Origin of the sequence: Meridianimarinicoccus aquatilis (genome assembly GCF_004358675.1) — a bacterium.
In the GTDB taxonomy this organism is placed as follows: domain Bacteria; phylum Pseudomonadota; class Alphaproteobacteria; order Rhodobacterales; family Rhodobacteraceae; genus Meridianimarinicoccus; species Meridianimarinicoccus aquatilis.
This window is the reverse complement of the sequence record NZ_SMZO01000078.1, coordinates 1-12638: the sequence shown is the minus strand read 5'-3', so window position 1 is coordinate 12638 and position 12638 is coordinate 1. Positions and strand designations below refer to the sequence as shown.

General features: G+C 59.9%; 9 protein-coding genes and 3 pseudogenes. 11 read left to right on the top strand and 1 reads right to left on the bottom strand.

Annotation, left to right across the window (positions count from 1 at the left end; all coding sequences use genetic code 11):
• The first annotated feature begins 186 nt into the window (after nucleotides 1–186).
• Entirely contained in the window at nucleotides 187–921 is a 735-nt protein-coding gene (trmB, locus tag E2L05_RS18955) for a tRNA (guanine(46)-N(7))-methyltransferase TrmB (RefSeq protein ID WP_133344446.1), read from the top strand.
• A 10-nt stretch (nucleotides 922–931) separates the two neighbouring features.
• Nucleotides 932–2278, top strand: a complete 1347-nt coding sequence (gene aroA / locus E2L05_RS18950) for a 3-phosphoshikimate 1-carboxyvinyltransferase (RefSeq protein ID WP_133344444.1) — start codon at nucleotides 932–934, stop codon at nucleotides 2276–2278.
• A gap of 7 nt (nucleotides 2279–2285) precedes the next feature.
• On the opposite strand, the gene E2L05_RS18945 is transcribed toward aroA, so the two are convergent.
• On the bottom strand, nucleotides 2286–3047 hold the full coding sequence (locus E2L05_RS18945) for a DeoR/GlpR family DNA-binding transcription regulator (protein WP_133344442.1): 762 nt from the start codon (nucleotides 3045–3047) through the stop codon (nucleotides 2286–2288).
• Between the two features lie 224 nt (nucleotides 3048–3271).
• On the opposite strand from E2L05_RS18945, the gene glpD reads away from it, so the two are divergent.
• The 9 genes and pseudogenes from glpD to glpK all read left to right on the top strand — a co-directional run.
• Complete coding sequence (gene glpD / locus E2L05_RS18940; protein ID WP_243722063.1) at nucleotides 3272–4876, top strand: glycerol-3-phosphate dehydrogenase; 1605 nt, start codon at nucleotides 3272–3274, stop codon at nucleotides 4874–4876.
• A pseudogene (locus E2L05_RS21370) lies at nucleotides 4827–5328 on the top strand (ATP-binding cassette domain-containing protein); the annotation flags it as partial. The gene glpD and the pseudogene E2L05_RS21370, both read left to right, overlap by 50 nt.
• Nucleotides 5329–5616: 288 nt before the next feature.
• Nucleotides 5617–5994 (top strand): TOBE domain-containing protein, encoded by a 378-nt coding sequence (locus E2L05_RS21365; RefSeq protein ID WP_394346570.1) that lies wholly within the window; start codon nucleotides 5617–5619, stop codon nucleotides 5992–5994.
• Between the two features lie 13 nt (nucleotides 5995–6007).
• Nucleotides 6008–7111 (top strand): annotated as a pseudogene (locus E2L05_RS18930) (ABC transporter ATP-binding protein).
• A 1-nt stretch (nucleotide 7112) separates the two neighbouring features.
• Nucleotides 7113–7985, top strand: a complete 873-nt coding sequence (locus tag E2L05_RS18925) for a carbohydrate ABC transporter permease (RefSeq protein WP_133344440.1) — start codon at nucleotides 7113–7115, stop codon at nucleotides 7983–7985.
• Nucleotides 7985–8824 (top strand): carbohydrate ABC transporter permease, encoded by an 840-nt coding sequence (locus tag E2L05_RS18920; protein WP_133344438.1) that lies wholly within the window; start codon nucleotides 7985–7987, stop codon nucleotides 8822–8824. Before E2L05_RS18925 ends, E2L05_RS18920 begins: the two co-directional genes overlap by 1 nt.
• A gap of 219 nt (nucleotides 8825–9043) precedes the next feature.
• Entirely contained in the window at nucleotides 9044–9319 is a 276-nt protein-coding gene (locus E2L05_RS18915; protein ID WP_133344436.1) for a DUF2160 domain-containing protein, read from the top strand.
• Nucleotides 9320–9390: 71 nt separating this feature from the next.
• Nucleotides 9391–11113 (top strand): annotated as a pseudogene (locus E2L05_RS18910) (ABC transporter substrate-binding protein).
• Between the two features lie 120 nt (nucleotides 11114–11233).
• Nucleotides 11234–12638, top strand: a 1405-nt coding sequence (gene glpK, locus E2L05_RS18905) for a glycerol kinase GlpK (RefSeq protein ID WP_133344434.1), incomplete at its 3' end; no start/stop codon positions are given.

The following is a 12638-nucleotide window of genomic DNA, read 5'->3' as shown; positions in this document are numbered from 1 at the left end:
ATTGCCGCTTGGGGTGGCGGGCGCGCTGGACGTGCCATTGCCCGCGACCGCGCCGCCCACCTTGTATTCTCGCGCGGCGAACTGGCCGCTTCTTGGCGCGCTCGGGCTGGCTTTGGTGGCTTTCTGCGCTCGCAGACGCACGCTTGCCCCTTGACCTTTCCGGTCTAGCTGCGCATCCCACCGCCCATGAGCCGACCGACCAAGCCTCCCGCCGCCCCGTGGCGTAATTTTTATGGACGCCGCAAGGGCAAGCACTTGCGCGACAGCCAGATCGATTACCTTGAAAGCGACCTCGAGGCGCTGTCGCCGGGTGCTGTGGACTGGGACGTGAACCCGGACCGCACTCCGCTGGACCTGCCCGGAACGTTTGGCGGCAAACCCGTTTGGCTTGAGATCGGTTTCGGCGGCGGTGAGCATATGGTCCATCAGGCGGCCACCAATCCGCAGGTTGGGATCATCGGCTGTGAGCCTTATATCAACGGCGTCGCCATGCTACTCGGCAAAATCCGCAAGGCCGGGGTCGAGAACGTCAAGATACATCCTGGCGATGTGCGCGATATGTTCGACGTGTTGCCGCCTGCCAGCATTGCGCGGGCGTTTTTGCTGTATCCCGATCCATGGCCCAAAAAGCGGCATCACCGCCGCCGGTTCGTGACGCCCGAGCATCTTGACCCACTGTCACGCGTGCTGGCCCCCGGCGCGATCTTTCGCGTCGCGACGGATATTCCCGATTATGTGCGGCAGACCCTTGAGCAGATGATGCCGCGTGATGATTTCGAATGGTGCGCGACAGGGCCTGCCGATTGGCGCGAGCCGTGGGACGATTGGCATTCGACACGGTATGAAAAAAAGGCCCTTCGCGAGGGTCGCACTCCACATTACCTGACCTTCCGGCGCACGGCTGCGCCCGCGCCGCAATAAGGAAATCCCCATGTCTTCACACGGTCCCGCCCGCCCGCTTTCGACCCATGCGTCGCAACCACTTACCGGCCAGGCAGACGTGCCGGGCGATAAATCCATCTCGCACCGGTCGCTGATCCTTGGCGCGCTTGCGGTGGGTGAAACGAAAGTCACCGGCCTTCTCGAAGGGCAGGACGTGCTTGATACGGCGGCTGCCATGCGGGCCTTCGGGGCGGATGTGATCCAGCACGGGCCGGGCGCATGGTCGGTGCACGGTGTCGGGGTGGGCGGCTTTGCCGAGCCTGAAACAGTGATTGATTGCGGCAACTCGGGTACCGGGGTGCGGCTTGTCATGGGGGCCATGGCCACGACGGATATCAGCGCGACGTTTACAGGCGACGCCAGCCTGCGCGGGCGCCCCATGGGCCGCATTACCGACCCGATTGCTCTGTTCGGGGCCGCATCCTATGGCCGCAAGGGCGGACGGTTGCCAATGACTATCGTTGGCGCAGCGCAGCCCGTGCCGGTTCACTACAAAACCCCAATGCCATCTGCGCAGGTGAAATCCGCTGTGTTGCTGGCGGGCCTGAATGCGCCGGGCGAAACTGTGGTGATCGAAGCCGAAGCGACGCGCGACCATTCCGAACGTATGCTGGCGGGCTTCGGGGCCGAGATCAGTAGCGAGACCACGCCAGAAGGTCGGGTTATTACGCTGGTTGGTCAACCCGAGTTGAAACCGCAGACAATCACCGTGCCGCGCGATCCGTCCTCGGCGGCGTTTCCCGTCTGTGCCGCGCTGATCGTGCCGGGATCGGATGTTTTGGTGCCCAATATTGGGCTGAACCCAACACGGGCAGGGCTGTTCCAAACCCTCCGCGATATGGGCGCGGACCTGACGTACGAGAACGAACGCCTTGAGGGGGGCGAACCGGTTGCCGACCTGCGCGCGCGGTTCTCGCCCGATATGAAAGGCATCGAAGTGCCGCCCGAGCGCGCCCCGTCCATGATTGACGAATACCCGATCCTGTCCGTGGTGGCCGCGAACGCGACCGGCAAGACGGTGATGCTGGGCGTCAAGGAATTGCGCGTCAAGGAAAGCGACCGGATCGACGCGATGGCGCGGGGCCTCGAAGCCTGCGGCGTGACGATTGAAGAAACCGAAGACACCATGATCGTGCATGGCCTTGGGGCAGGTCTGGTGCCGGGCGGCGCGACCTGTGCTGCGCGGCTCGACCACCGCATTGCCATGTCGTTCCTGTGCCTTGGCATGAGTGCGCAAAAGCCCGTCACCGTGGATGATGCCGGGCCGATTGCGACCTCGTTCCCGATCTTCGAATCGTTGATGGGCTCTTTGGGCGCCGAATTCACCGAAAGCTGAACATCGCTCAGTCCGCCACGACGATCTGCGTATTCCAATCCCGGCAGCGCGCCTGCACCTGTGCGGGTGGGGGGCTGTCGGTGAAGAACATATCGATATCCCGCATGGAGGCGATGCGCGCCGGGGCAGAACGGTAGAATTTGGAATTGTCGGCCACCAGGTAAGTGCGCCGCGCTTGCCGGATTATGCTTTTGGACACGCTCACCTCTTGCACATCAAAATCCAGCAAGTCGCCGTCTTCATCCAGGGCCGAACACCCGATCACGGCGAAATCGAACTTGAACTGCGCGATGACCTGGCTCGTCAGATCGCCGACCAAACCGCCATCTGCCCGGCGCAATAACCCGCCCGCCACAACGATGTCGCAATTCTCGTTGGCCACCAAGATGTTTGCGACATTGATATTGTTGGTCACCACCATCAAATCCGTGCGCGTCAGCAATTCTCGGGCGACCTGTTCGGTGCTGGTCCCGATGTTCAGGAACACGGAAGAACTGTCTGGGATTTCGGCCGCGCAGCGCTTTGCGATGGCCGCCTTTTCCGCGTGGTGCAGATCGCGTCGATGCTCATAGCCGATATTCGATACACCAGACGGCAAGACCGCACCGCCATGCACGCGTTCCAGCTTGCCGATATCAGCCAGTTCCGCCAAATCGCGGCGGATGGTTTGAACTGTGACGGCAAAGCGTGTGGCCAGATCTTCAACAGTAACCTTGCCTTCGCTCAGCGCGATTTCCAGAATATCGGTCTGCCGAAAGCTGTGCGCCATGCGATTTTCCCCTCGTTTTTTCGAATATGTTCGCTTTACGCCGCGGGAGCAAGCCTGTCCTTGATCAGATGTAAGCAACGGAAAATATACCCCTATTTTGCACGTGCAGCATTCCTCACTTCTGTTTGCTTGTGGATAAGTGCTCAAAAGCGAGCAATAACGAAAAACAAAATTGACAATTCGCGGGCGGATGTGGTCTGCTTTGATTAACCAAAAGGGGGGACGTGTTGCAGACATCGTTGGAAACAACCCGGACTGTTGATCTGTTTGTAATCGGCGGCGGTATTAATGGGTGCGGTATCGCCCGTGATGCTGTTGGGCGCGGACTTTCCGTTGCGCTTGCGGAAATGAATGACCTCGCCTCTGCAACCTCTTCGGCATCGACCAAGCTGTTCCATGGCGGACTGCGGTATCTTGAATACTTCGAATTTCACCTCGTTCGCGAATCCCTGCGCGAACGGGAAACACTACTGCAAGCGATGCCGCATATCAGTTGGCCCATGCGGTTCGTGCTGCCGTACCATCAGGACATGCGGTTCGAGAACGCGACACCGACCTCAAAGCTGCTGAATACGGTCATGCCTTGGATGAAGGGGCGCCGCCCTGCCTGGCTGATCCGGCTGGGACTGTTCCTTTATGACAATCTTGGTGGGCGTAAAATTCTGCCGGGAACGACAACTGTCGATCTGACCAAAGACCCGGCAGGGATCCCTCTGAAGGACAAGTTCAAGCGCGCCTATGAATATTCCGACTGCTGGATCGAAGACAGCCGTCTTGTTGTTCTGAATGCCCGCGACGCCGAGGCGCGTGGCGCCGACGTCATGACCCGCACAAAAGTTGTGTCAGCGACACGCGAAGCCGATCTTTGGCGCGTGACACTGCGCGACACCGATACCGGCGCTGAACAGGTGCTGATGGCCAAAATGCTGGTCAATGCGGGCGGCCCGTGGGTGCGTGACGTGATACAGAACACTGTGCGCATCAACTCCACCGAAGGGGTGCGTCTGGTGCGCGGTAGCCATATCGTCACGCGCAAACTGTTTGACCACGGCAAATGCTATTTCTTTCAGGGCGAAGATGGCCGGATCATCTTTGCGATCCCCTATGAAACGGATTTCACCTTGATCGGCACCACCGATCAGGAACATGGCGATGTTGCGGTAAAGCCAACGGCGACAGAGGCCGAGCAAGACTACCTCCTGAATTTTGCGTCCAACTACTTCAAGCAGGATCTCAGCCGGGATGATGTCGTCTGGACCTATTCCGGCGTGCGCCCGCTGTATGATGATGGCGCGAAATCTGCCACGGCGGCGACGCGGGACTATGTGCTGTCCGTGGACACGGCTGGCGGTGCACCGCTGCTGAATGTCTTTGGCGGCAAGATCACCACCTATCGCCGCCTTGCCGAAAGCGCGATGGAAAAGATCGGCGCGTTCTTTCCCGATCTAAAGGGGCCTTGGACCGCTGGTGTGCCGCTTCCCGGCGGTGATTTTCCGGTCAATGACGTGTTGCGACTGGTCGGTGAACTGAAGATCGCCCATCCATACCTGTCCGATTTCTGGGCGATACGTCTTGTGCGCGCTTACGGGACAGAAGCCGCGACCATACTGGGCGATGCCGCCACAGAGTCGGATTTGGGGCAAGCCTTCGGTGCCACGCTGACCGAGCGCGAAATCAACTGGCTCATGGATCATGAATACGCCCGAACCGCCGAAGATGTGGTCTGGCGACGTTCAAAGCTTGGCCTCCGGCTGAGCCCTGAACAAATCAAAACGTTGAATGACTGGATGGCCGACGCTGGGCAAGCCCGCCGCGACGCCGCCGAATAAAGGGCCGAAAAAGGCCAGAGGGAGGACCCGAATGACGCTTATTCTTGAAGGCGTTTCAAAAGTTGTCGGCGGGCAGACGCATATTTACCCCACGGACCTGACGCTTGAGCCCGGCACGATGAATGTGCTGCTTGGCCCGACGCTGTCCGGGAAAACGTCGCTGATGCGCCTGATGGCTGGGCTGGATGTGCCGAACACGGGTACAATTCACTGGAACGGGCAGGACGTGACCGGGATGCGGGTGCAAGATCGCGGCGTGGCCATGGTCTATCAGCTTCATCAACTACCCGTCCATGACCGTGTACGACAATATCGCCAGCCCGATGCGGCTACTTGGAAAGACCAAGTCCGAAATTGACGCGGCTGTGCGCAAAGCGGCCGATTTGATGCAACTTGGCGGCATGCTGGATCGCAAACCGCTTGAATTGTCAGGGGGGCAACAGCAACGCTGCGCTCTGGCCCGGGCGTTGGTCAAGGATGCGGGGCTGGTCCTGCTGGACGAGCCATTGGCAAACCTTGACTACAAACTCCGCGAAGAGTTGCGCATCGAAATTCCCAAGATTTTTGAAGAGGCGGGATCGATTTTCGTCTATGCGACCACCGAACCCGAAGAAGCACTGCTGCTGGGCGGTAAGGTGGCTACGCTTTGGGAAGGGCGGATCACCCAGTTCGGCCTCACACCGGATGTGTACCGTCAGCCGGTCGATGCGACCACGGCGCGCGTCTTTTCGGACCCGCCGATGAATTTTCTGTCCGTGACCAAGACCGCGGACCGCCTGATGTTTGGCGATGGGCAGTCGGTCGCGGCGTCTGGTAAACTGGCCGAGTTGCCAAATGGCAATTACATGGCCGGCTTCCGCCCCAACCACCTGGAAATTGCTAAACACAGCCCGGATGCGTTGGAATTCACCGCAACGCTCAGCGTGACGGAAATTACCGGCTCAGAAACGTTTGTGCATCTCGACCACCACGGCGAACGCTGGGTGGGGCTGATCCACGGGGTTCATTCGCTCGACATTGGCAAGCCGATCACGGTCCATCTGGATCCAAGCCACGTTTATATTTTCGGCGAAGATGGTCGCCTGTTTGCGCCCGCGTCCTACGCGCTGGCAGCCTGAGGGAGGATCGAAGATGGCCAAGATCACACTCGACAATCTCGCGCATTCCTATTTGCCTAATCCAAAGGGCGAGGATGATTTCGCCCTGAAAGAGCTGAACCACGATTGGGCCGATGGCGAAGCCTATGCTTTGCTTGGCTCGTCCGGTTGCGGCAAGTCCACTCTTTTGAACATCATCTCCGGCCTGCTGCATCCCAGCCAAGGCCGCATCTTGTTCGATGATCAAGATGTCACGCACGCCCCGACAGCGGATCGCAACATCGCACAGGTGTTCCAGTTTCCTGTGGTCTACGACACCATGACCGTTCGCGATAACCTGGCCTTTCCGCTGCGCAATCGCGGCGCGGACCCAGCCTATATCGCTCAGCGCGTGCAAGAAATCGCGCACATGATCGGCATGGAAGCGACGCTCGGCCACAAGGCGCGCGGCCTGACAGCCGATGCAAAGTAAAAGATCAGCCTTGGGCGCGGCATGGTCCGCGAAGACGTCAACGCGCTGCTGTTTGACGAGCCGCTGACCGTGATCGACCCGCACATGAAGTGGGAATTGCGCACACAGCTTAAATCACTGCATCACCAGTTCGGCCACACGATGATCTACGTGACCCACGACCAGACCGAAGCCCTGACCTTCGCCGACAAGGTGGTGGTCATGTATGACGGGCGCGTCGTGCAGATCGGCACGCCCGAAGAACTGTTCGAACGCCCCGCGCATACCTTTGTGGGTTATTTCATCGGCTCGCCGGGCATGAACGTCATCCCCGCGCGCATCGAAGGCGACATGGCCCATGTCGAGGGCGGCACTGTTGTTTTGCCGGGCGGGTTCGCCCCGCTGTCGGGCAAGGTCGAAATTGGGGTGCGCCCGGAATATGCCCGCTTGTCCGCCACCGAAGGCCTGCCTGTCACAATCCGCCGCGTCGAAGATGTGGGCCGCCACAAGATCGTGCGCGCCACGCTGGGCGGGCGCGACCTGAACATTATCGCGGCCGAAGGCGACACTATCGGGCCGGATATGACCCGTGTGAGCTTCGATCCGGCGGGCGTCAACGTCTATGTAGACGACTGGCGCGTCGCCCCCGGATCGCAATCACCCAACAAGGTCGGGGAGGCCGCCTGACATGGAAAAGACCGTCAATCAAAAGGCATGGTTCCTCGTACTGCCGGTGCTCGTGCTGGTCGCTTTCTCAGCCGTCATTCCGCTGATGACCGTGGTGAACTATTCCGTGCAGGACAGCTTCGGGCAGAACAACTTCTTCTGGGCAGGGCTGATCTGGTTCGAAGAATTGCTGCACTCAGAACGGATGTGGAACGCGCTGGGCAACCAGTTGGCGTTTTCGGCAATCATTCTGGCCATCGAAGTGCCGCTTGGCATATTCGTGGCGCTCTGCATGCCGAAAAAAGGGTTCTGGGCCTCGGTTTGCCTTGTCCTCATGTCGCTGCCGCTGCTGATCCCGTGGAACGTGGTCGGGACGATCTGGCAGGTGTTTGCGCGGGTCGATATCGGTCTGCTGGGCTATACGCTGGACAAGATGGGGATCGACTACAACTACACCCAGGATTTCTTTGCCGCTTGGGCCACCATCATTGTGATGGATGTCTGGCACTGGACCTCGCTTGTGGCGCTGCTGGCTTATGCGGGGCTGCAATCCATCCCCAACGCCTATTACCAGGCGGCCAAGATCGATCAGGCGAGCCGCTGGGCCGTGTTCCGCTTTATCGAGTTCCCCAAGATGCTCGGGGTGCTGATGATCGCAATCCTGCTGCGGTTCATGGACAGCTTCATGATCTATACCGAACCATTCGTCGTCACCGGGGGCGGGCCGGGCAACGCAACGACGCTGCTGTCAATCGACCTCGTAAAAATGGCACTGGGCCAGTTCGACCTTGGCAACGCCGCCGCCTTCTCGATCATGTATTTCCTCGTGATCCTTGCAATTTCGTGGGTGTTCTACACCGTGATGACCAATCTTGATAAAAGGGATGCGCAATAATGGCCGACATCGCAGCCCCCCGCAGCCGCATGCTGCCCCGCGTCAACGGTTCTGCCGTGGTGATGGTGATCTATCTCGCGTTCTTGTTGCTGCCGATCTACTGGCTGCTGAACATGAGCCTGAAAACCAATACCGAAATCCTCGGAACGTTTTCGCTTTGGCCGCAAAATCCGACGCTGGCAAATTATGCAACGATCCTGACCGATGCGTCGTGGTACGTGGGCTATGTGAACTCGCTCACCTATGTGGTGATGAATACGGCGATCTCGCTGACCGTCGCGCTTCCGGCGGCCTATGCGTTCTCGCGCTATTCGTTTATGGGCGACAAACACCTGTTTTTCTGGTTGCTCACCAACCGCATGGCGCCGCCCGCCGTCTTTGCGCTGCCGTTCTTCCAACTCTATTCATCGGTCGGCCTGTTCGACACCCATATCGCCGTGGCGCTGGCTCATTGCCTGTTCAACGTGCCGCTCGCGGTGTGGATTTTGGAAGGCTTCATGCGCGGTGTGCCCAAGGAAATCGACGAAACAGCCTATATCGACGGCTACAGCTTTCCGCGCTTCTTCATCAAGATCTTCATGCCGCTGATCGCCAGTGGTATAGGGGTTGCCGCGTTCTTCTGCTTCATGTTCTCATGGGTGGAACTGCTGCTGTCCCGCACCCTCACCAGCGTTGAGGCAAAGCCGATCGCCGCCACCATGACCCGCACCGTCGGCGCCAGCGGCGTGGACTGGGGCGTTCTGGCCGCGGCGGGGATGCTAACCATCATTCCCGGCGCACTCGTGATCTATTTCGTACGCAACTACATCGCCAAGGGCTTCGCCCTAGGGCGGGTGTGATGACCTTGGTTCAGGAAGTTGAGAATGCGATTGTCTCGAAGAGCGATCAAACTGCGAAACAGATCTGTATCGCTGTGTTCAGCAATGAACTTCGCCTTAGTGCCGTTAGGCGTGCTTGCAAGGAGCTCTACGATTGCGGCCGCGTTAGTCGCAACGGTAGCGGCACTAGAAAGCTCCCATTCACATACCGCGCTCGCTAGCCAGATTGGAGACTAAACCATGACATGGATGGCCTGGACCACGCCCACCGCCCTGTTCTTCGTTGCGATTGCGAGCCTTCTAGTGATCTTCACCATTCTCGCGATCCGCTTTCCCGAAACCCCGCGCCGCGGCGTTCTGGGGATCGACACGACGCGCGGGGATCGTCTGTTCATCACCCTTCTTGGCTCGGCCTTCATCAATCTGGCCTGGCTTGGATTTGTCGGTGCTGAGCTACAGCCTTATGCGCTGATCGTATGCCTGGTTTATGCCGCGGCGGTGTTCCGCTTCGTCTGAAACCAAGCCTTTGGTATCGGGTCCGCCCGGTGCCGCAAAAAACCGACTGGTTCACCTATGGGAGGAATAAAATGAACCGATTTTACAGATCCAGCACGGCCCTCGGCCTTGCCTTGATCGTCTCTGCGCCGCCAGCAATGGCCGATATGGAAGCCGCTGGCGCGTTCCTCGACAATGAAATCGGCGGTCTGTCCGTCCTTTCGCGCGAAGAGCAAGAAGCAGAAATGCAGTGGTTCATTGATGCTGCAGCCCCGTTCCAGGGCATGAACATCAATGTTGTGTCGGAAACGATCACGACCCACGAATATGAAAGCCAGGTGCTTGCCCCGGCCTTCACCGCGATCACCGGCATCAACGTCACCCATGACTTGATTGGCGAAGGCGGATGTTGTCGAACGTCTGCAAGTGCAGATGCAGACCGGCGAGAATGTCTATGACGCCTATGTCAATGACAGCGACCTGATCGGCACCCACTGGCGGTACAAGCAGGCGCGCAGCCTGACCGACTGGATGGCTGGCGAAGGCGCTGATGTGACGCTTCCGACCCTTGATCTGGAAGATTTCATCGGTCTGGACTTCACGACTGCGCCTGATGGCAACCTGTACCAACTGCCCGACCAGCAGTTCGCGAACCTCTACTGGTTCCGGTACGACTGGTTCAACGACGAGAAGAACAAGGCCGACTTCAAAGAAGCCTATGGCTACGATCTTGGCGTTCCGGTGAACTGGTCCGCGTATGAGGACATCGCCGAATTCTTCACCGGCCGCGACCTGTCGCATATGGGTGTCGAAGGCGAGGTCTTTGGCAACATGGACTACGGCAAGAAAGACCCGTCGCTGGGCTGGCGTTACACGGATGCGTGGATGTCCATGGCTGGCATGGGCGACAAGGGCGAACCCAACGGTCTGCCTGTCGACGAGTGGGGCGTGCGCGTGAACGAAGCAGGCCAGCCGACCGGCTCGTGTGTGGCACGCGGCGGTGCGACCAACGGCCCGGCAGCGGTTTACGCTGTCACCAAGGCGATCGAGTGGCTTGAAAAGTACACGCCGCCGGCAGCCATGGGCATGACCTTTGGTGAAGCGGGTCCAATCCCGGCACAGGGCAACATTGCTCAGCAGATGTTCTGGTACACGGCCTTCACTGCGGCGACGGTTCTGCCCGACCTGCCGGTGATGAACGAGGACGGAACACCCAAATGGCGCATGGCACCTTCGCCGCACGGCGCTTACTGGGAAGAAGGCACAAAGATCGGCTATCAGGACGTGGGCTCGTGGACCATCCTCGACAGCACGCCCGTCGATCGCGCCAAGGCGGCTTGGCTCTATGCCCAGTTCGTTGTGTCCAAGACCGTCGATCTGAAGAAAGCTGATGTGGGCCTGACCTTCATCCGCGAATCCACGATCAACGCGGATCACTTCACCGAACGCGCCCCCAAACTTGGCGGTCTGATCGAATTCTACCGGTCCCCGGCACGCGTTCAGTGGTCACCAACCGGCACCAACATCCCCGACTACCCCAAGCTGGCACAGCTCTGGTGGCAGAACATCGGCGATGCAATGTCCGGTGCGAAGTCCCCGCAGGAAGCACTTGATGCCCTGTGCGAAGCTCAGGAAAGCGTCATGGCGCGGCTTGAGCGGGCCGGCATCCAAGGTGACATCGGTCCCAAGCTCAACGAAGAGCGGGACGCGTCCTACTGGCTCGAGCAGCCCGGCGCGCCCAAGCCCAAGTTGGCAAACGAAGACGAAGAACCCAAGACCATCGGCTATGACGAGCTGATCCAGTCCTGGCAGTAGGCTTTTTTGGTCGGGGCGTGCTTGCGCGCCCCGGCCTTTTTATGTCCGAATGCACGGGCATACACCCAATAATGGAACCGGCAGGCACAGACATGCCGGGAAGACGGAGGGACCCGATCCGTGAGCCACATTCTCGCCATTGACCAGGGCACAACATCCAGCCGCGCGATCCTGTTTGATGCGGACATGCGCATTGTTGCATCCGCACAAGAAGAATTCCCACAGCACTACCCCGATAGCGGCTGGGTCGAACACGATCCGCTGGATTTGTGGTCCACGGTGGCCGGAACCTGCCGCGAAGTGATTGAACGGGCCGGGATCACCCCGCGCGACGTGGCCGCCATTGGCATCACCAACCAGCGCGAAACCACCGTGGTCTGGGACAAGGCCACCGGCAAGCCGATCCACAACGCGATTGTCTGGCAGGACAGACGCACCGCCGACTTTTGCCGCGACATGCGCGACGCCGGGCACGAGGCGACGATCACAGCCAAGACCGGCCTGTTGATGGACCCGTATTTTTCATCGACCAAACTGAAATTCATTCTCGACACGGTCGAGGGTGCCCGCGAACGGGCCGAGAGGGGCGAGTTGCTGTTCGGCACGGTTGATACCTGGCTGATCTGGCGCATGACCGGCGGGGCGCAGCACGTGACCGACGCCACCAATGCGTGCCGCACGATGCTCTATGATATTCACAAGGGGGCGTGGTCTTCGACGATTTGCGCGCTTCTGGACATTCCGATGAATATGCTGCCGCAGGTCTGTGACAGCGCCGCCGATTTTGGCGAGACGCGGGCCGATCTGTTTGGCCACCCGATCCCCATTCTGGGCGTGGCAGGGGACCAGCAGGCAGCCACCATCGGGCAGGCGTGCTTTGGCAAGGGGATGCTGAAATCCACTTATGGCACTGGGTGTTTTGCCCTGTTGAACACCGGCGATGCGCCGGTGACATCGAACAACCGGCTGCTGACCACGGTGGCCTATCAGTTCAATGGCACGCCGACTTATGCCCTTGAAGGGTCGATCTTCATCGCGGGTGCCGTGGTGCAGTGGCTGCGCGACGGGCTCAAGATCATCCGCGAGGCCAAGGAAACCCAGCCGCTAGCCGAAACCGCCGACCCGCTGCAACAGGTGCTGTTGGTGCCGGCCTTTACCGGGCTTGGCGCGCCCTATTGGAATGCGGAGTGCCGGGGCGCGATTTACGGGCTGACCCGCAATTCTGGCCCGGCAGAGTTTGCCCGCGCGGCGCTGGAAAGCGTCGGGTTCCAGACCCGCGATCTGCTGGAAGCCATGTCGGCGGACTGGCAGGCGACCGGGGCGGGGGATGTTTTGCGCGTCGATGGCGGCATGTCGGCCTCGGATTGGGCGATGCAGTTCTTGTCGGATATTCTGGGTGCGCCGGTGGACCGGCCCGAGATCACGGAAACGACGGCGCTGGGGGCGGCGTGGCTGGCGGGCATGCGCGCCGAAATCTATCCCGACGCAGAAGGGTTCGCAAAAAGCTGGCGTCTTGAGCGCCGTT